Raw genomic sequence first — 19,308 nt, forward strand, 5'->3', positions numbered from 1 at the left:
GATGAACGCAGACAGCAGGACGAAGCTCAACCGGACGCCGGAGTGGCTGGCACTCGGCAAGCACCGGGAGGAATTCGGGCAGACGCATCTGCGGGAGCTGTTCGAGGAGAATCCCGGCCGCGGCGCCGACTACACCCTGCGGGTCGGGGACCTGCACATCGACTACTCGAAGCACCTCGTGACCGACGAGACGCTCGCGCTCCTGCGGGAACTGGCCGCCGCCACCGGCGTGGCCGAGCTGCGCGAGGCCATGTTCCGCGGCGAGAAGATCAACACGACCGAGGACCGGGCGGTCCTGCACACCGCCCTGCGCGCGCCCAGGGACGTCGTCGTCGAGGTGGACGGCGAGGACGTGGTCCCCGGCGTGCACGCCGTCCTGGACAAGATGGCGGCCTTCGCCGACCAGGTCAGGTCGGGGGAGTGGACCGGCTCCACCGGCAAGCGCATCAGGAACGTCGTCAACATCGGCATCGGCGGCTCCGACCTCGGTCCGGCCATGGCCTACGAGGCCCTGCGCGCCTTCGCCGACCGCGCTCTGACCGTGCGCTTCGTGTCCAACGTCGACGGCGCCGACCTGCACGAGGCCGTGCGGGACCTCGACCCGGCCGAGACGCTGTTCATCATCGCCTCCAAGACCTTCACCACCATCGAGACCATCACCAACGCCACCTCGGCGCGCGGCTGGCTGCTGGCCGGCCTCGGCGGCGACCAGGCGGCCGTGGCACGGCACTTCGTGGCGCTGTCGACCAACGCCGAGAAGGTCACCGCCTTCGGCATCGATCCGGCCAACATGTTCGGGTTCTGGGACTGGGTCGGCGGCCGCTACTCCTTCGACTCGGCCATCGGCCTCTCCCTGATGATCGCGATCGGTCCGGGCGCCTTCCGCGACCTGCTGGCCGGCTTCCACCTGATGGACCAGCACTTCCGCACGGCAGCGCCGGAGGAGAACGCCCCGCTCCTGATGGGCCTGTTGGGCATCTGGTACGGCGCCTTCTTCGACGCGCAGTCGCACGCCGTGCTCCCGTACAGCCACTACCTCTCGCGCTTCACCGCGTACTTGCAGCAGCTCGACATGGAGTCCAACGGCAAGTCCGTGGACCGCGACGGCAATCCGGTGGAGTGGCAGACGGGCCCGGTGGTCTGGGGCACGCCCGGCACCAACGGGCAGCACGCCTACTACCAGCTGATCCACCAGGGCACGAAGGTGATCCCCGCGGACTTCATCGGCTTCGCGAAGCCGGTGGCCGAGCTGGAGGCGGCCCCGGCGGCCCAGCACGACCTGCTGATGGCCAACTTCTTCGCGCAGACCCAGGCCCTGGCCTTCGGCAAGACGGCGGACGAGGTGCGCGCCGAGGGTGCGCCGGAGTCGCTGGTCCCGCACAAGACCTTCCACGGGAACCACCCGACGACCACCATCCTGGCGACCGAGCTCACCCCCGGGGTGCTGGGCCAGCTGATCGCGCTGTACGAGCACAAGGTGTTCGTGCAGGGCGCGGTGTGGAACATCGACTCCTTCGACCAGTGGGGCGTCGAGCTCGGCAAGGTCCTCGCCAAGCGCGTCGAGCCCGCCCTGACCGAGGGCGTGGACGTCGACGGCCTCGACGCCTCGACGAAGGCCCTGGTGGCCACGTACCGGAAGCTGCGCGGCCGCAGCTGACGGCCGGAGGGCCGCCGGACGGCCGAAGGGCCCGCTCTCCTCGGGAGAGCGGGCCCTTCGCGTTGTACGGGGGTCAGGAAGAGGCCGGGGGATACATCCCGGTCGGGAGCTTCGCCGCCGCCGCGCGGTCCAGGAGCCACAGGGTGCGGGAGCGGCCGTACGCCTCCGCCGCCGGAGCCTGCGCCCCGCCGGCCCCGCCGAGCGCGATGGAGACCGCGCCGGCCTTGTCCTCGCCGGCCGCCAGCAGCCAGACCTCACGGGCCGCCCGGATCGCCGGGAGCGTCAGCGAGATGCGGGTGGGCGGGGGCTTCGGGGCGCCGTGGACGCCGACCACCGTCCGCTCGCTCTCGCGGGCCGCCGGGTGCTCCGGGAAGAGCGAGGCCACGTGCGTGTCCGGGCCCACGCCCAGCATCAGCACGTCGAAGCGGGGCACCGGACCGTGGTCCTCGGGGCCGGCCGCCTTCGCCAGCTCGGCCGCGTAGGAGGCCGCGGCCGCGTCGACGTCCGCCCCGTACGGGCCGTCCGAGGCGGGCATCACGTGCACGCGGGCGGGGTCCACCGGGACCGAGTCCAGGAGGGCCTCGCGGGCCTGCGTGTGATTGCGCTCGGGGTCGTCGGCCGGGACGTACCGCTCGTCGCCCCACCAGAGGTCCAGGCGCGCCCAGTCGACGGCGTCGCGGGCGGGGGCGGCGGCCAGTGCGGCGAGGAGGCCGTTGCCGTTGCGTCCGCCGGTGAGGACCACGGACGCCGTACCGCGGGCCGCCTGCGCGTCCACGATCTTCGTGATGAGCCGGGCCGCGGTGGCCTGGGCCATCAGTTCCTTGTCCCGGTGGACGACGACCTGGGGAGTCGTCATACCCATGTGCTGCCGCCTTCTTTGGTAGTGCGGTGGGCGTGCCGCTGCGCGGAGCCGTTCCCCACCCCGCCCTTTCACCGTTTCCCGGGGCTGGGGCGGGGTGGGGAAAGCCCCGCAGGGCCTTGTTACTTGGCAGCCTTCTTCGAAGGCTTGGCCGCCGGCTTCGCCGCAGGCTTCGGCTCGGCCTCCGCCTTGGCGGGGGCTTCGGGCTTGGCCGGAGCCGGCGGAGCCGACGGCTGCAGCTTCGCCACGCCGAACTTCAGCGCGGACTCGTACGTGTTGTCCGGGTCCAGCCGGCGCAGCTCCTCCGCCAGGAGCTCGGCCGTGTCGCGGCGCTTGAGCGCCACCGCACGGTCGGGCTGCCCCGGCATGCACAACGTGGCCAGTGACCCGTCCGCGCGGTCCAGGACGATGTCGCCGTCCTTGGTCGACAGGCGTACCGCCGTCAGGCCGGGGCCCGAGGACAGCGTGCGCGTGACCGGGACGTCGAGCCGGTCCGCCAGCCACATGGCCAGCAGCTCGCAGCTCGGGTTCTCGTCCTCGCCCTCGACGGTCGCCGAGGCGACCGAGAGGGTCTGCTGGTCCAGTGCGGCGGCCAGCATGGAGCGCCACGGGGTGATGCGGGTCCACGACAGGTCCGTGTCCCCCGGCGCGTACGACGCCCCCCGGGCGCTGAGCTCCCGGATCGGGTCCTCGCAGGAGTACGTGTCCGAGATCCGGCGCTGGCCCAGCGTTCCCAGCGGATCGCCCGCCAGGTCCTGGGGCGCACCGTCCGGCCACCAGACGACCACCGGGGCGTCCGGCAGGAGCAGCGGGAGAACCACCGACTGGGCGTGGTCGACCAGTTCGCCGTGAAGGCGGAGCACGACCGTCTCACCGCTGCCGGAGTCCGCCCCGACGCGGACCTCCGCGTCGAGCCGGGCGTCGCGGCGGCTGCGCGGCGAGCGGCTGGCCCGCTTGATGACGACGACGATCCGCGAGGGGTGTTCGTGGGACGCGTCGTTCGCCGACTTGAGCGCGTCGTACGCGTTCTCCTCGTCGGTCACGATCACCAGCGTGAGGACCATGCCGATGGCCGGCGTGCCGATGTCCCGGCGTGCCTGCACCATCGCGGCATTGATCTTGCTGGAGTTGGTCTCCGTGAGGTCGATCTTCATGGCCGGCGCCAGCTCCGTCCGTCTCGTGCGAGCATCTCGTCCGCCTCGACCGGACCCCAGGTGCCCGCCGGGTACTGCGCGGGCTTGCCGTGCTTGTCCCAGTACTCCTCGATCGGGTCGAGGATGTTCCAGGACAGCTCGACCTCCTGGTGACGCGGGAAGAGGTTCGCGTCGCCGAGGAGCACGTCGAGGATGAGCCGCTCGTACGCCTCGGGGCTCGACTCCGTGAAGGACTCGCCGTAGGCGAAGTCCATCGTGACGTCCCGGACCTCCATGGAGGTGCCCGGAACCTTGGAACCGAAGCGGACCGTCACGCCCTCGTCCGGCTGGACCCGGATGACCAGGGCGTTCTGCCCCAGCTCCTCGGTCGCGCCCGACTCGAACGGCAGGTACGGGGCACGCTTGAAGACCACGGCGATCTCGGTCACCCGGCGGCCCAGGCGCTTGCCCGTCCGCAGGTAGAACGGGACGCCCGCCCAGCGGCGGTTGTTGATCTCCAGGCGGACGGCCGCGTAGGTGTCGGTCTTCGACTTGGGGTCGATGCCGTCCTCTTCGAGGTACCCGACGACCTTCTCGCCGCCCTGCCACGCGCCCGAGTACTGGCCGCGCACGGTGTGCTTGCCCAGGTCCTCCGGGAGCTCGACGGCCGTGAGGACCTTGAGCTTCTCCGCCACGAGCGCCTTGGGGTGGAAGGAGCCGGGCTCCTCCATCGCGGTGAGCGCGAGCAGCTGGAGCAGGTGGTTCTGGATGACGTCACGGGCCGCGCCGATGCCGTCGTAGTAGCCGGCCCGGCCGCCGATGCCGATGTCCTCGGCCATGGTGATCTGCACGTGGTCGACGTACGACCGGTTCCAGATCGGCTCGAACATGGTGTTGGCGAAGCGGAGCGCCAGGATGTTCTGGACGGTCTCCTTGCCGAGGTAGTGGTCGATCCGGAAGACCTCGTCACGGGGGAAGACCTCGTGAACGACCTTGTTGAGCTCCTCGGCGCTCTTCAGGTCGTGGCCGAAGGGCTTCTCGATGACGGCACGCCGCCAGGAGCCCTCCTTCTGCGCCAGCCCGTGGTTCTTGAGCTGCTGGACCACCTTGGGGAAGAACTTCGGCGGGACCGACAGGTAGAAGGCGAAGTTGCCGCCCGTTCCCTGCGCCTTGTCCAGGTCGTCGATCGTCGCCTTCAGGGTCTCGAAGGCCGCGTCGTCGTCGAAATCGCCCTGCACGAACCGGCAGCCCTGCACCAGCTGCTGCCAGACCTCCTCCCGGAAGGGGGTGCGCGAGTGCTGCTTGACGGCCTCGTACACCTCCTGGGCGAAGTCCTCGTGCTCCCACTCGCGGCGGGCGAACCCGATCAGCGAGAAGCCCGGCGGCAGCAGGCCGCGATTGGCCAGGTCGTAGATGGCAGGCATCAGCTTCTTGCGCGACAGGTCACCCGTAACGCCGAAAATGACCAGGCCGGACGGCCCCGCGATGCGCGGGAGCCGCCGGTCCTGTGCGTCACGAAGCGGGTTCGCTCCGTTCACAGACAAGGTGTTCAGGCCTCCGTGGGGGCAAGGCGCTCAAGCTCCGCCTCGGTCGACTTCAGCAGGTCGTTCCAGGACGCCTCGAACTTCTCGACGCCCTCGTCCTCGAGCAGCTGCACCACATCGTCGTACGAAATACCCAGCTTCGCGACCGCATCGAGCTCGGCACGGGCCTGCTCGTAGGTGCCGCGCACGGTGTCACCCGTGATCCGGCCGTGGTCGGCGGTGGCCTCCAGGGTGGCCTCCGGCATGGTGTTCACCGTGTTCGGGGCGACCAGGTCGTCCACGTACAGGGTGTCCTTGTACGCCGGGTCCTTGACGCCCGTCGAGGCCCACAGCGGACGCTGCTTGTTGGCTCCGACGCGCTCCAGGGCGGTCCAGCGGTCCGAGGAGAAGACCTCCTCGTAGGCCTCGTAGGCCAGACGGGCGTTGGCGAGCGCCGCCTTGCCCTTGAGGGCCTTCGCCTCGTCGGTGCCGACCGCGTCCAGGCGCTTGTCGATCTCGCTGTCCACGCGGGACACGAAGAAGGAGGCGACCGAGTGGATCAGGGACAGGTCCAGGCCGGCGGCCTTGGCCTTCTCCAGACCCGCCAGGTACGCGTCCATGACCTCGCGGTAGCGCTCCAGCGAGAAGATCAGCGTGACGTTGACGCTGATGCCCTTGCCGATGACCTCGGTGATCGCCGGCAGGCCGGCCTTGGTCGCCGGGATCTTGATGAGCGTGTTCGGGCGGTCCACCAGCCAGGCCAGCTGCTTGGCCTCGGCGATGGTCGCCGGGGTGTTGTGGGCCAGGCGCGGGTCGACCTCGATCGACACGCGGCCGTCCTGGCCGTCGGTGCGGTCGTAGACCGGGCGCAGGATGTCGGCGGCGTCGCGGACGTCCGCCGTGGTGATCATGCGCAGGGCCTCCTCCACGGTGACCTTGCGGGTCGCGAGGTCGGTGAGCTGCTGCTCGTAGCCCTCGCCGCCGCTGATCGCCTTCTGGAAGATCGCCGGGTTGGTGGTGACACCGACCACGTGCGACTGGTCGATGAGCTCGGCCAGGTTGCCGGACGTGATGCGCTTGCGGGACAGGTCGTCCAGCCAGATCGCCACGCCTTCGTCGGAGAGGCGCTTGAGTGCGTCTGTCATGGGATTACATCTCCTACTTGGTTCTGGACCGGCGTCAGCGCGCGGCGGCGGCGAGGGAGTCCTTGGCGGCGGCGGTCACGGCCTCGGCGGTGAAGCCGAACTCGCGGAACAGCACCTTCGCGTCGGCGGAGGCGCCGAAGTGCTCCAGCGACACGATGCGGCCGGCGTCGCCGACGTAGCGGTGCCAGGTCAGGCCGATGCCGGCCTCGACCGCGACGCGGGCCTTCACCGAGGAGGGCAGGACGCTGTCCTTGTACTCCTGCGGCTGCTCCTCGAACCACTCGACGGACGGCATGGAGACGACCCGGGTCGGGATGCCCTCGGCCTGGAGCTGCTCGCGGGCCTCGACGGCGAGGTGGACCTCGGAGCCGGTGCCGATGAGCACGACCTGGGCCGGACCGCCCTCGGCCTCGAAGAGCACGTACCCGCCCTTGGCGGCGTCCTCGTTGCGCTCGTAGGTCGGCACGCCCTGGCGGGTGAGCGCCAGACCGTGCGGGGCGCCCTTGCCGAAGACCTTGGTGTGGCGCTTGAGGATCTCGCGCCAGGCGATCGCGGTCTCGTTGGCGTCGGCCGGGCGGACGACGTTCAGGCCCGGGATGGCGCGCAGCGAGGCGAGGTGCTCGACCGGCTGGTGCGTCGGGCCGTCCTCACCGAGACCGATGGAGTCGTGCGTCCACACGTAGGTCACCGGCAGGTGCATCAGCGACGACAGGCGCACGGCGTTGCGCATGTAGTCGGAGAACACCAGGAAGGTGCCACCGTAGATACGGGTGTGGCCGTGCAGGGCGATGCCGTTCATGGACGCGGCCATGGCGTGCTCGCGGATGCCGAAGTGGATGGTGCGGCCGTACGGGTCGGCCTCCGGCAGCGGGTTGTCCTTCGGCAGGAACGAGGAGTTCTTGTCGATGGTGGTGTTGTTGGAGCCGGCCAGGTCGGCCGAGCCGCCCCACAGCTCCGGGATGACCGCGCCGAGGGCCTGGAGCACCTTGCCGGAGGCGGCGCGGGTGGCGACGGACTTGCCGGCCTCGAAGGCGGGGAGCTCGTCCTCCCAGCCCGCGGGCAGCTCGTTGGCGTTGATGCGGTCGAACGAGGCGGCGCGCTCCGGGTTGGCCGTGCGCCAGGCGGAGAAGTCCTTCTCCCAGGCGGCCTTGGCCTCGCGGCCGCGGTCCAGGGCCTTGCGGGTGTGCGCGATGACCTCGTCGGCGACCTCGAAGGTCTGCGCCGGGTCGAAACCGAGGACGCGCTTGGTGGCCGCGACCTCGTCGTCGCCGAGCGCCGAGCCGTGCGCGGCCTCGGTGTTCTGGGCGTGCGGGGCGGGCCAGGCGATGATCGAGCGGGCCGCGATGAAGGAGGGGCGCCCGGTCTCGGCCTTGGCGGCCTGGAAGGCGGCGAACAGCGCCTTCGGGTCGAGGTCGCCGTTGGCCTGCGGGGCGACGCGCTGGACGTGCCAGCCGTAGGCCTCGTAGCGCTTGATGGTGTCCTCGGAGACGGCCGTCTCCGTGTCACCCTCGATGGAGATGTGGTTGTCGTCCCACAGCAGGACGAGGTTGCCGAGCTCCTGGTGGCCGGCCAGCGCGGACGCCTCGTGGGAGATGCCCTCCTGGAGGCAGCCGTCGCCCGCGATCGCGTAGATCATGTGGTCGAACGGGGAGGTGCCCGGGGCGGCCTCCGGGTCGAACAGACCGCGCTCGTAGCGGGCGGCCATGGCCATGCCCACCGCGTTGGCGACGCCCTGGCCGAGGGGGCCGGTCGTGGTCTCCACGCCGGCCGTGTGGCCGTACTCCGGGTGACCGGGGGTCTTGGAACCCCACGTGCGGAACGCCTTGAGGTCGTCCAGTTCGAGCCCGAACCCGCCGAGGTACAGCTGGGTGTAGAGCGTCAGGGACGAGTGCCCCGCGGAGAGCACGAAACGGTCGCGGCCCACCCACTCGGGGTCCGCCGGGTCGTGCCGCATCACCTTCTGGAAGAGGGTGTACGCGGCGGGGGCCAGGCTCATCGCCGTACCGGGGTGGCCGTTTCCGACCTTCTGGACCGCGTCAGCGGCCAGGATGCGGGCGGTGTCGACGGCCCGCTGGTCCAGTTCGGTCCACTCGAGCTCTGTGGTGGTCGGCTTGGTGCTCACCGTGGGTCAGGGCTCCTCTCCACATGTATGAATCCCGGTGACGAACGGTGCACCGGCGCGATTCCGAGCCTACCCCCGCGACGGCGTGCAGCTATTCGAGTGCACGCAGTCCGTCACCGCGCCGCCGACCGGTGTTCACCCGCTCGCGGGGGCCGGGACCGCGTCGTCCCCCGTAGGTATGCACGGTCCGATCGGCCCAACACGAGGCGACCCCGGCGCGGGGCGACGTAAGTGCAACGTCTACAGTGGCGTGGTACGCGCAAGCCTTAACCGGGCCTTCATGTTCGTGGTGGCCCGAGTCGTAGCTTGCTGGATTCTCTCTCAGGGGTGTGCGTGACGGCCGTCGAATCCCGTCCAGCGGCGGTGCTCGGGACGAGCCCCGGTCACCGGCCGTTCGGGGCCCGCGTCATGGCTTTCGTGGCATTGACCAAGCCGCGGATCATCGAACTTCTGCTGATCACCACAGTGCCGGTGATGTTCCTCGCCGAGCAGGGCGTGCCGTCCCTGTGGCTGGTCCTCGTGACCTGCTTCGGCGGCTACTTGTCCGCGGGCGGCGCCAACGCGCTGAACATGTACATCGACCGCGACATCGACGCGCTGATGGACCGGACCTCGCAGCGCCCGCTGGTGACCGGCATGGTCAGCCCGCGGGAGTGCCTGGCCTTCGGTCTCACCCTCGCGGTGGTCTCCACCCTGTTCTTCGGTTTCCTGGTCAACTGGCTGTCGGCGGCGCTGTCGCTCGGCGCGCTCCTCTTCTACGTCGTCGTCTACACGATGCTGCTGAAGCGGCGCACCGCCCAGAACATCGTCTGGGGCGGCATCGCGGGCTGCATGCCGGTGCTCATCGGCTGGTCGGCCGTCAAGAACGAGGTCTCCTGGGCCGCGGTCGTCCTCTTCCTCGTCATCTTCTTCTGGACGCCGCCGCACTACTGGCCGCTGTCGATGAAGGTGAAGGACGACTACGCGCGCGCCGGCGTGCCGATGCTCCCCGTCGTGGCGGGCAACAAGGCCGTGGCGAGCCAGATCGTCGTCTACAGCTGGGTGATGGTGGCGGTCTCGCTGCTGCTGACCCCGATGGGGTACACCGGCTGGTTCTACACCTCGGTCGCGCTGGTCTCCGGCGGCTGGTGGCTGTGGGAGGCGCACGCGCTGCACGCGCGGGCCAAGGCGGGCGTGACGGGCGCGAAGCTCAAGGAGATGCGCCTGTTCCACTGGTCGATCACCTACGTGTCGCTGCTGTTCGTGGCGGTGGCCGTGGATCCCTTCCTCCGCTGATTACTCGCCGGTAGCATGCCCTCCATGGGAGACACCGCAGACACCGCAGCCGCCGCAGGCGCCGCGGACAAGAAGCAGGACCGTACGGCGGCGAAGCTCGCCAGGCAGATCGGCGCCTTCGCCAAGAAGCACGGGGGCGCCGAGGGCCAGCTCGCCCACATCGGGCAGGCCGGCACCCGGATCGTGCTCGTGGGAACGGACGGCGGCTGGGGCGACCTGGTGGCGCCGACGTTCGCGGTGGCGCAGCTGGCCGCCGAGAAGGCCGGGCTGACCCTCCACGAGGAGTTCGACGGGGAGTTCGCCGCACGCGTGCGCACCGGCCCGTACGAGTGGACGCGGATGGCCGGCATCCAGCTCGGCGGACACGAGAACTAGGCCCTGTCCGGGCGATCGGTCAACAGCGCGAGCAACACCTCACACCCCGCTCACCCGTTAGGACGTGTGGAAGCCCCTTCCTCACGTCCGCAACGGGATGCCCGGATGATCGAAACGCCGCCCCTGGTGGACCAGTACTGCCACGGAGTACTCCGTACGGAGCTGGGCCTGGGCACCTTCGAGGCCCAGCTGATCCGCTCGGCCGGCCCGCCCGCCGCGGGCACCACCTTCTTCGACACCCAGACCGGTTTCGCGGTGCGCCGCTGGTGCCCGCCGCTGCTGGGGCTGGAGCCGCACGCCGCCCCCGCCCGCTATCTGGCGCGGCGGCGCGAGCTGGGCGCGGCCGAGTCGGCCCGGCGGCTGCTCAGGGGGTCCGGGGTCGCCGCGTACCTGGTCGACACCGGGGTGGCCGGGGACCTCACCGGGCCCAAGGAGCTGGCGCTCGCCGGGGACGCCGAGGCCTTCGAGTCGGTCCGCCTGGAGTTACTGGCCGAGCAGGTCGCCGACACCTCCGGGACGGTGTCCGCCTTCCTCGCCAATCTGGCCGAGGCCGTCCACCACGCCGCCGCCGGGGCCGCGGCCTTCACCTGCGCGACCGCCTTCGACGGCGCCGGCGCCCCGGCCTCCGTACCCGATCCGCCCGGTCCCGGCGAGGTGCGCGGGGCGGCCGGACGGTGGCTGGCCGGGCGGCCCGTGGGCGGGGCCGTACGGGATCCCGTACTCCTGCGGCACCTGCTGTGGAGCGCGGTGTCGTCCGGGCTGCCGCTCCAGTTGCACGCGGGCGCGGGCGATCCCGCCCCGCTGACGGAGTTCGTACGGGCCACCGCGGGCCTGGGCGCGCGGCTGGTGCTGATCGGCGGGTACCCCCACCACCGGCACACGGCGCAGCTCGCCGCCGCCTTCCCGCACGTCTACGCCGATGCGGGCGCGGCCCTCGGGCAGACCGGGGCGCGGGCCGCGGCGGTCCTGGCGGAGCTGCTGGAGCTGGCGCCGTTCGGGAAGGTGCTGTTCTCCAGCGGCGGCCGGCAACTGCCCGAACTGCACGCGGTGGGCGCCCTGGTGTTCCGGGAGGCGCTGGGCCGGGTGCTGGGCGGCTGGGTCGCCGAGGGGTCCTGGTCCTGGCGGGACGCGGACCGGGTGGCCGGCCTGGTCGCGGCGGGCAACGCCCGCCGCGTCTACCGCCTGGACGGCCCCGAGGGGCCCTGACGGGTCCGGGGGATCAGACGGCGGAGAGCTGCGGGTCGCCCTGGGCGGGGATCTCCGCCTGCTCGGCCGGCCGCTCGCGCAGGCTCAGCGCGACCCGGAGCACGGCGATCCACACCAGGCAGGAGCCCAGCATGTGGGCGGCGACCAGGGCCTCGGGGACCTGGGTGGCGTACTGCACGTAGCCGATGGCGCCCTGGGCGAGCAGGACGACCAGCAGGTCGCGGGCGCGCGCCCGGGTGTCGGCCGGAGCGTCCACGACGCGCAGGACCAGCCACATCGCGACGGCGAGCGCGCACACCAGCCAGGCGGCGACGGCGTGCACGTGGACGGTGGCGTCCCAGTCGAAGGGCATGCGCCGGATCTCGCTGCTGTCACCGGCGTGCGGACCGGAGCCGGTCACGACGGTGCCCGCCGCGATCAGGACGAGGGTGGTCGCGAGCAGCGCCCACGACAGCTTGCGCACCGGGCCGGGCACCCGCGGCCTGGGGGCGCCGTCGCCCTCGCGGGTGCGCTGCCAGGTGACCGTCGTCACGGTGATCAGCGCGGTGGCGAGCAGGAAGTGCCCGGCCACGCTGTAGGGGTTGAGCCCGGTCAGGACGGTGATGCCGCCCAGTACGGCGTTCGCCATCACGGTGAAGAACTGCACCCAGCCGAGCGTGGTCAGGGAGTGCCGCCAGGGCTTGGCCGAGCGGGCGGCGATGATCGCCCAGCCGACGGCCGCGCTGAGCACGTAGGTCAGCATGCGGTTGCCGAACTCGATGGCGCCGTGGAAGCCCTGCTCCTGCGTCACGATCAGGCTGTCGTCGGTGCACTTGGGCCAGGTGTCGCAGCCGAGGCCGGACCCGGTCAGCCGTACCGCGCCGCCGGTGACGACGATGACCACGCTCATGACGAGCGCGGCGAGTGCGGCCCGCTGGACGATCCGGGGTGACGGGGTCCAGCGGCTGGCGATGTGGGCGAGGGGGTTCAACACGCCCCATATCGTAGGCGACCCCTTGTGCAAAGTTTCACGAGGGGGTGCCCATGGCGGCGTCGGGGCCGACGACCAGGCGGTACTTCGCTCCCGCGGGCTCGCCCTCCTCGTGCCACCACAGCAGGATGCGCCAAGGGACGCCGTCGCCCGGATGGTCCGCCGAGCCGACGAACCCGCGCACCAGTTCGCCCGCTACGTCCTCAGCCGTCCGATTCCTTACTTCTGTGGCGCTGTGCCAGGGATGGGCGAGTACGGTCCACAGTCCGTCAGGACCGCGCACCTCGACGCGCCACACCGCGAGCCAGGGCGTGACCTCCAGCATCGTCCGCACCTGTTCGGGGTCGAGGCGCAGCCGGGCCGCGACCTCGGATTCCTCCACCCCCTGGATGCGGGCGGCCACCACGGCCTGCGGCAGCAGCCGTTCGGGCATCAGCCTCCGTGCGCGCAGGCCGACCAGGGACTCGAAGGCCAGGAAGCGCAGGCGCAGTTCCAGCTGGCGGCCGATGTGGTCCAGGGCCTCCTCGGCCTCCTCCGACTCCTCCGCGGCGGGATCCGCGAGCAGCAGCTGCCGGAAGTCGGACTCCGCGTCCACCGCCCAGGCCACCGCGTCCTCGGCGAGGCCCAGCTCGGCGAGGCGGTCCCCGAGGAACACCTTGGCCTGGGCGAGGCCCCGCCGGTTGACCGGATCGTGCTGGTCCAGCCCCGCCCACACCTCCACCGCGCTCCGGGTCAGGTCACGGGCGCGCTCACCGGCCGCCCGCTCCATGGCGCTCGGCCCCTCGCCGGCGGCCGGGCCCAGCGGGTGCTTCGGCAGCCGGGCCCCGTCGCTCAGCGGCCAGGCCAGCCACACCCCGTGGTTGATCAGCCCGCGGGCGTACCAGCGGGCGAACTCGGGGGAGTACCGGGCCGCGCGCTCGGAGCTGTGCAGCCCCTCCTCGATCGTGGCCAGCGCGCCCGCGCGGTCCCCCGCGGCGAACCGCAGGGCGGCCCGGTCGGCCAGGCGCAGCCCGAGCAGCGCGGTGCACCGGGGATCGTCCGCGAGGGGGCGCAGGGCGCCGATCAGCTCGTCCAGGAGCCGCTCGCGCTCCTCCGGTTCCGCGTGCGCCGCCCCCGACCGCACCTGTGCCCACTGCTCGTCCAGCCGAAGTACGGCCTCCCGCTGCACCATGTCCGCCCCCCGGCCTCATGTGTGGAGGCGCCCATCCTCGCGGCATTCTCAGCGCGAGGGGAAGGGTTTCATTCCCAGCGGAAGAGGCGCGCGGCGGCGCCCAGACCGAGTACGGCCCAGCCGGCGAGCACGGCCGCGTCGCCCCACGGGAGCGCGGCCCCGTGCTGGAGCACCTCGCGCAGACCGTCGGAGAGGGCCGCGATGGGCAGCAGCCCCAGGACGGACTGCGCCGCCTCCGGGAACTTCTCCAGGGGCACGATCACCCCGCCGCCGACCAGCAGCAGCAGGAACACCAGGTTGGCGGCGGCCAGGGTCATCTCGGCCTTGAGCGTGCCCGCCATCAGCAGCCCCAGCCCGGAGAAGGCGGCGGTGCCCAGCAGGATCAGCGCGGCCACCGACAGCGGGTTCCCGTGCGGGGACCAGCCCAGGGCGAAGGCGATCACCGTCAGCAGGGCGATCTGGAGCACCTCGGTGACCAGCACCGACAGGGTCTTGGCGGCCATCAGGGCCCAGCGCGGCAGCGGGGAGGCCCCGAGCCGCTTGAGGACCCCGTACCGGCGGTCGAAGCCGGTGGCGATGGCCTGTCCGGTGAAGGCGGTGGACATCACGGCGAGCGCCAGGATGCCGGGGGCGAGGAAGTCCACGGACTTCTCGCTGCCGGTATCGATGATGTCCACGGCGGAGAAGAGGGTCAGCAGCAGCGCCGGGATGATCACGGTCAGCAGCAGCTGCTCCCCGTTGCGCAGCAGCATCCGGGTCTCCAGAGCCGTCTGCGCGAGGATCATGCGGGAGACGGGCGCGGCCCCCGGGCTGGGGGTGAACGTACCGGCGCTCATGCGCGCAGCTCCTTACCGGTCAGTTCCAGGAACACGTCTTCGAGGGTGTGCCGCTCCACCGTGAGGCTGTCCGGCATCACGCCGTGCTGCGCGCACCAGGAGGCGACGGTGGCCAGCAGCTGCGGGTGGACGTCGCCGGTGACCCGGTAGGTGCCCGGGAGGAGCTCGGCGGCCTGGGTGCCGTCGGGCAGCGCCTTGAGCAGCGAGGCGAGGTCGAGGGAGGGGCGGCCGGTGAAGCGCAGGGTGTTCTCGGCGCCGCCCCGGCAGAGCTGCTCGGGGCTGCCGTGCGCGATGACCCGGCCCGCGTCGACGATCGCGACCTCGTCCGAGAGCTGCTCGGCCTCGTCCATGTGGTGGGTGGTGAGGACGACGGTGACCCCGTCGGCGCGCAGCTCCCGTACGAGGTCCCAGGTCGCGCGGCGGGCCTGCGGGTCCAGGCCGGCGGTGGGCTCGTCCAGGAAGACCAGCTCGGGGCGGCCCACGACGGCCATGGCCAGGGCCAGGCGCTGCTGCTGGCCGCCGGAGAGCCGGCGGTAGGCGGTGCGGCCGCAGCCGCCGAGTCCGAGGCGTTCCACCAGAGTGTCGACGTCGAGCGGGTCGGCGTACAGCTTCGCCATGTGGCGCAGCATCTCGACCGCGCGGGCTCCGGAGTAGACGCCCCCGGACTGGAGCATCACGCCGATCCGCGGGCGCAGTGCCTCGGCCTGGGCGACGGGGTCGAGGCCGAGGACGCGGACGGTTCCGGCGTCGGGGCGGTGGTAGCCCTCGCAGGTCTCCACCGTGGTCGTCTTGCCCGCGCCGTTGGGACCGAGGACCGCGGTGACGGAGGCCGTACGGACGGTGAGGTCCAGGCCGTCCACCGCTGTCTTGGGGCCGTACCGCTTCACCAGTCCGCGGATCTCCACGGCGGGGTCGTTGCTCATGGGGGGTGAGTCTACGGAGCCGCGGGAGGGGGCACGGGCCCCGGGGTCGAGGGGTAAAAGGCGGCTCGTCGCCGACCCGGCGTAGCGAAATACGACTCTTTTCCGTCGGGCCGTCCCGGGTGGCCCAGCCGCTTTCCGTGATCTTTTCCGGAACTCGGTGTTCATGGTGCCGGGGAACGACAATGGGTGGAGGTGTGCTGGTGGGGGGCTGTTTACCGGTACGTCGGAGCGGCTCGGAGGGATCGTGGAATGCCCCCCTCCAAATAACTCTGCGTCGACAAATTAGGTAACCCTTAGTGATGGATGCCACCAGGAGTGGCCTCCGTCACGGCTTGTCGGGGCTCGACTAATTACGCAACAATGGCGTTGTGAAATACGGCGAACGGCAGATCGAGACCCCCCAGGGGGAGCTCGCCACCGGGGAGCGGTCAACCCGCAACCGAGTGGCGCGCTCGATCCTGGACCACGGTCCGTCCACCGTCGCCGACCTCGCGCAGCGCCTCGGCCTCACCCAGGCCGCCGTCCGCCGCCACCTCGACACGCTCGTCACCGACGACGTGGTCGAACCCCGTGAGCAGCGTGTGTACGGTGCGCGCACCCGGGGTCGGCCCGCCAAGGTCTTCGCGCTCACCGACTGCGGCCGCGACGCCTTCGACCAGTCCTACGACGCCCTCGCCGCCGACGCCATGCGCTGGATCGCGCAGTCGGTCGGCGGCGGCGAACAGGGCGAGGCGGCCGTCGCCGCCTTCGCCCGGGCCCGGATGGAGACGCAGGCGCGGAGCTACCGGGAAGCCGTCGACGCGGCCGCCCCCGGGGACCGCGCGGAGGCCCTGGCCAAGGCGTTGACCGCGGACGGGTACGCTGCTACGGCGAAGAGCGCTCCCGGTCCGCACAGCGGTGAACAGCTCTGCCAGCACCACTGCCCGGTCGCCCACGTGGCCGAGCAGTTCCCGCAGCTATGCGAGGCGGAGACCGAGGTCTTCTCACGCCTGCTGGGAACGCACGTGCAGCGCCTCGCCACGATCGCCCACGGCGACGGAGTGTGCACGACGTTCATTCCGCGCAGCGCGGGCACCACACAGACCGACACGTCAGTATCTGCAAGTACGGCCGGGAGGAACCCCGCATGACCACGGAGACTGCTCACCCTGAGCTCGATGGCCTGGGCACCTACGAATACGGCTGGGCCGACTCCGACGCGGCCGGTGCCGCTGCCAAGCGGGGTCTGTCCGAAGAGGTCGTCCGCGACATCTCGGCGAAGAAGTCCGAGCCCGAGTGGATGCTGAACCTCCGCCTCAAGGGTCTCAAGCTCTTCGACAAGAAGCCCATGCCGAACTGGGGCTCCGACCTCTCGGGCATCGACTTCGACAACATCAAGTACTTCGTGCGCTCCACCGAGAAGCAGGCCGCTTCCTGGGAGGACCTGCCCGAGGACATCAAGAACACGTACGACAAGCTCGGCATCCCGGAGGCGGAGAAGCAGCGCCTCGTCGCCGGTGTCGCCGCCCAGTACGAGTCCGAGGTCGTCTACCACCAGATCCGTGAGGACCTGGAGGAGCAGGGCGTCATCTTCCTCGACACGGACACCGCGCTGAAGGAGCACCCGGAGCTCTTCCAGGAGTACTTCGGCACGGTCATCCCGGTCGGCGACAACAAGTTCGCCTCGCTGAACACCGCAGTGTGGTCCGGCGGGTCGTTCATCTACGTCCCCAAGGGCGTCAAGGTCGACATCCCGCTCCAGGCCTACTTCCGCATCAACACGGAGAACATGGGCCAGTTCGAGCGGACGCTGATCATCGTCGACGAGGACGCCTACGTCCACTACGTCGAGGGCTGCACCGCCCCGATCTACTCCTCGGACTCGCTGCACAGCGCCGTCGTCGAGATCATCGTCAAGAAGGGCGGCCGCTGCCGCTACACGACGATCCAGAACTGGTCGAACAACGTCTACAACCTGGTCACCAAGCGCGCCGTGGCGTACGAGGGCGCGACCATGGAGTGGGTCGACGGCAACATCGGTTCCAAGGTCACCATGAAGTACCCGGCCGTCTACCTGATGGGCGAGCACGCCAAGGGCGAGACGCTGTCCATCGCCTTCGCGGGCGAGGGCCAGCACCAGGACGCCGGCTCCAAGATGGTCCACATGGCGCCGAACACCTCCTCGAACATCGTCTCCAAGTCGGTGGCGCGAGGCGGCGGCCGCACCTCGTACCGCGGCCTGGTCGAGATCGGCGAGGGTGCCCACGGCTCGAAGTCCAACGTGCTGTGCGACGCGCTCCTCGTCGACACCATCTCCCGGTCGGACACGTACCCCTACGTGGACGTCCGCGAGGACGACGTCTCCATGGGCCACGAGGCCACCGTCTCCAAGGTCTCCGACGACCAGCTCTTCTACCTGATGAGCCGCGGCATGACGGAGTTCGAGGCGATGGCCATGATCGTGCGCGGCTTCGTCGAGCCCATCGCGCGCGAGCTGCCCATGGAGTACGCCCTGGAGCTGAACCGGCTGATCGAGCTGCAGATGGAGGGTTCGGTCGGTTAGTCCCGACCGCCCGAGTCCCGCAGACATTCCTTGACGTAGACGTGTGTTTTAAAGAGAGCGAGCACGAAGACAGCCATGGCTGAGGCTCAGAACATTCCGGCGGGTTCGACCACCGCCGGCGCGATCGCGGTGGCCGCCGAGTCCACCGTCGCCACCCGGATGAGTGCCCCCCCGTCCTTCGACGTGGCGGACTTCCCCGTGCCCCACGGCCGCGAGGAGGAGTGGCGCTTCACTCCGCTGGCCCGCCTGCGTGGTCTCCACGACGGCACCGCGGTCGCCGACGGCGCCATCAAGGCCCAGATCGACGCGCCCGAGGGCGTCACCATCGAGTCGGTGGACCGCGACGACGCGCGCATCGGCAAGGCCGGCACCCCGGTGGACCGGGTCGCCGCCCAGGCGTTCTCGTCCTTCGCCAAGGCCACGGTCGTCACCGTGCCCAAGGAGGCCGTCCTGACCGAGCCGGTGCGCCTCTCGCTGCACGGCGAGGGCGGCACCACCTTCGGGCACACCGTCTTCGACGTGCAGGCCTTCGCCGAGGCCGTCATCGTCATCGACCACACCGGTGACGCCGTGCGCGCCGCCAACGTCGACTTCCTGGTCGGCGACGGCGCCAAGCTCACCGTCGTCTCCGTGCAGGACTGGGACGACACCGCCGTCCACTGCTCGCAGCACAACACGCTGATCGGCCGCGACGCGAGCTTCAAGTCTGTCGTGGTCACCTTCGGCGGCGACGTCGTCCGCATCCACCCGCGGATCACCTACGCCGGCCCCGGCGGCGAGGCCGAGCTCTTCGGCCTGTACTTCACGGACGCCGGCCAGCACCAGGAGCACCGCCTCCTGGTCAACCACGTCGCACCGCACTGCAAGTCGAACGTGGTCTACAAGGGCGCGCTCCAGGGCCAGGACGCCCACGCGGTGTGGATCGGTGACGTGCTCATCGAGAAGACCGCCGAGGGCACCGACACCTACGAGATGAACCGCAACCTCGTCCTCACGGACGGCGCGCGCGTCGACTCGGTGCCGAACCTGGAGATCGAGACCGGCGAGATCGTCGGCGCCGGCCACGCCTCCGCGACCGGCCGCTTCGACGACGAGCAGCTCTTCTACCTCCAGGCCCGCGGCATCCCGGCCGACGAGGCCCGCCGCCTGGTCGTCCGCGGCTTCTTCGCCGAGCTCGTCCAGCAGATCGGTGTCCCGGACATCGAGGAGCGTCTCCTCACCAAGATCGAGACCGAGCTCCAGGGTTCCGTCTGATGAATTACGTCAAGGCCTGCACGCTGAGCGAGCTGGAGGAGAACACCCCCAAGCGGGTGGAACTCGACGGCACGCCGGTGTCCATCGTCTCCACCGACGGGGAGGTGTTCGCGATCAACGACATCTGCTCGCACGCGAACGTCTCCCTCTCGGAGGGCGAGGTCGAGGACTGCATGATCGAGTGCTGGCTGCACGGGTCGGCCTTCGACCTGCGCACCGGCAAGCCCTCCGGTCTGCCCGCGACGCGCCCCGTACCCGTATACCCCGTAAAGATCGAAGGGGACGACGTGCTCGTCTCCCTCACCCAGGAGTCCTGA

General features: G+C 70.8%; 17 protein-coding genes. 8 read left to right on the forward strand and 9 right to left on the reverse strand.

The features are described from left to right. Position 1 precedes the first annotated feature (1 nt). Positions 2 to 1,657 (forward strand): glucose-6-phosphate isomerase, encoded by a 1,656-nt coding sequence (gene pgi, locus ACFYZ4_RS08640; protein ID WP_351291409.1) that lies wholly within the window; start codon positions 2 to 4, stop codon positions 1,655 to 1,657. Positions 1,658 to 1,730: 73 nt separating this feature from the next. Here the strand turns inward: pgi and pgl are convergent, their stop codons facing one another. The 5 genes from pgl to tkt all read right to left on the reverse strand — a co-directional run bounded on the left by pgl (position 1,731) and on the right by tkt (position 8,439). Further along, positions 1,731 to 2,513, reverse strand: a complete 783-nt coding sequence (gene pgl, locus ACFYZ4_RS08645) for a 6-phosphogluconolactonase (protein ID WP_390783400.1) — start codon at positions 2,511 to 2,513, stop codon at positions 1,731 to 1,733. Between the two features lie 125 nt (positions 2,514 to 2,638). Then, positions 2,639 to 3,670, reverse strand: a complete 1,032-nt coding sequence (gene opcA / locus ACFYZ4_RS08650) for a glucose-6-phosphate dehydrogenase assembly protein OpcA (protein ID WP_351291383.1) — start codon at positions 3,668 to 3,670, stop codon at positions 2,639 to 2,641. Further along, positions 3,667 to 5,193, reverse strand: a complete 1,527-nt coding sequence (gene zwf, locus ACFYZ4_RS08655; RefSeq protein WP_376614137.1) for a glucose-6-phosphate dehydrogenase — start codon at positions 5,191 to 5,193, stop codon at positions 3,667 to 3,669. The genes opcA and zwf overlap by 4 nt, the downstream gene beginning before the upstream one ends. 5 nt (positions 5,194 to 5,198) lie before the next feature. Next, positions 5,199 to 6,317, reverse strand: coding sequence for a transaldolase (gene tal, locus ACFYZ4_RS08660; protein ID WP_351593870.1), 1,119 nt, complete (start codon positions 6,315 to 6,317; stop codon positions 5,199 to 5,201). Between the two features lie 34 nt (positions 6,318 to 6,351). Further along, positions 6,352 to 8,439, reverse strand: a complete 2,088-nt coding sequence (tkt, locus tag ACFYZ4_RS08665) for a transketolase (protein ID WP_351291379.1) — start codon at positions 8,437 to 8,439, stop codon at positions 6,352 to 6,354. A gap of 333 nt (positions 8,440 to 8,772) precedes the next feature. On the opposite strand from tkt, the gene ACFYZ4_RS08670 reads away from it, so the two are divergent. The 3 genes from ACFYZ4_RS08670 to ACFYZ4_RS08680 all read left to right on the forward strand — a co-directional run bounded on the left by ACFYZ4_RS08670 (position 8,773) and on the right by ACFYZ4_RS08680 (position 11,295). Next, the gene (locus tag ACFYZ4_RS08670) at positions 8,773 to 9,714 is read left to right on the forward strand and encodes a heme o synthase (RefSeq protein WP_351593876.1); all 942 of its coding nucleotides are present in this window, start codon (positions 8,773 to 8,775) and stop codon (positions 9,712 to 9,714) included. A 24-nt stretch (positions 9,715 to 9,738) separates the two neighbouring features. After that, positions 9,739 to 10,089: a hypothetical protein gene (locus tag ACFYZ4_RS08675; protein ID WP_351291375.1), complete on the forward strand. Its 351-nt coding sequence runs from the start codon at positions 9,739 to 9,741 to the stop codon at positions 10,087 to 10,089. 105 nt (positions 10,090 to 10,194) lie between these two features. After that, positions 10,195 to 11,295, forward strand: coding sequence for an amidohydrolase (locus tag ACFYZ4_RS08680; protein ID WP_390783401.1), 1,101 nt, complete (start codon positions 10,195 to 10,197; stop codon positions 11,293 to 11,295). 13 nt (positions 11,296 to 11,308) lie between these two features. Here the strand turns inward: ACFYZ4_RS08680 and ACFYZ4_RS08685 are convergent, their stop codons facing one another. The 4 genes from ACFYZ4_RS08685 to ACFYZ4_RS08700 all read right to left on the reverse strand — a co-directional run bounded on the left by ACFYZ4_RS08685 (position 11,309) and on the right by ACFYZ4_RS08700 (position 15,195). Continuing rightward, positions 11,309 to 12,268: a heme A synthase gene (locus ACFYZ4_RS08685; protein ID WP_390783402.1), complete on the reverse strand. Its 960-nt coding sequence runs from the start codon at positions 12,266 to 12,268 to the stop codon at positions 11,309 to 11,311. 34 nt (positions 12,269 to 12,302) lie between these two features. Beyond that, a complete protein-coding gene (locus ACFYZ4_RS08690) occupies positions 12,303 to 13,436 on the reverse strand; it encodes a hypothetical protein (protein ID WP_390783403.1) in 1,134 nt (377 codons plus the stop codon). 68 nt (positions 13,437 to 13,504) lie between these two features. Continuing rightward, complete coding sequence (locus ACFYZ4_RS08695) at positions 13,505 to 14,272, reverse strand: ABC transporter permease (protein WP_384341281.1); 768 nt, start codon at positions 14,270 to 14,272, stop codon at positions 13,505 to 13,507. After that, positions 14,269 to 15,195 (reverse strand): ABC transporter ATP-binding protein, encoded by a 927-nt coding sequence (locus ACFYZ4_RS08700; RefSeq protein ID WP_390783404.1) that lies wholly within the window; start codon positions 15,193 to 15,195, stop codon positions 14,269 to 14,271. The genes ACFYZ4_RS08695 and ACFYZ4_RS08700 overlap by 4 nt, the downstream gene beginning before the upstream one ends. A gap of 368 nt (positions 15,196 to 15,563) precedes the next feature. Between ACFYZ4_RS08700 and ACFYZ4_RS08705 the strand changes: the two genes are divergently transcribed. From ACFYZ4_RS08705 to ACFYZ4_RS08720, 4 genes are all read left to right on the forward strand, one after another. Then, a complete protein-coding gene (locus tag ACFYZ4_RS08705) occupies positions 15,564 to 16,325 on the forward strand; it encodes a MarR family transcriptional regulator (RefSeq protein WP_351291363.1) in 762 nt (253 codons plus the stop codon). Then, positions 16,322 to 17,737, forward strand: a complete 1,416-nt coding sequence (gene sufB, locus ACFYZ4_RS08710; RefSeq protein WP_351291362.1) for a Fe-S cluster assembly protein SufB — start codon at positions 16,322 to 16,324, stop codon at positions 17,735 to 17,737. The genes ACFYZ4_RS08705 and sufB overlap by 4 nt, the downstream gene beginning before the upstream one ends. A gap of 75 nt (positions 17,738 to 17,812) precedes the next feature. Beyond that, complete coding sequence (gene sufD, locus ACFYZ4_RS08715) at positions 17,813 to 18,991, forward strand: Fe-S cluster assembly protein SufD (RefSeq protein WP_351291361.1); 1,179 nt, start codon at positions 17,813 to 17,815, stop codon at positions 18,989 to 18,991. Beyond that, positions 18,991 to 19,308 (forward strand): bifunctional 3-phenylpropionate/cinnamic acid dioxygenase ferredoxin subunit, encoded by a 318-nt coding sequence (locus ACFYZ4_RS08720; protein ID WP_319723179.1) that lies wholly within the window; start codon positions 18,991 to 18,993, stop codon positions 19,306 to 19,308. Before sufD ends, ACFYZ4_RS08720 begins: the two co-directional genes overlap by 1 nt.

The organism is Streptomyces sp. NPDC001513 (assembly GCF_042894695.1).
Taxonomy (GTDB): domain Bacteria; phylum Actinomycetota; class Actinomycetes; order Streptomycetales; family Streptomycetaceae; genus Streptomyces.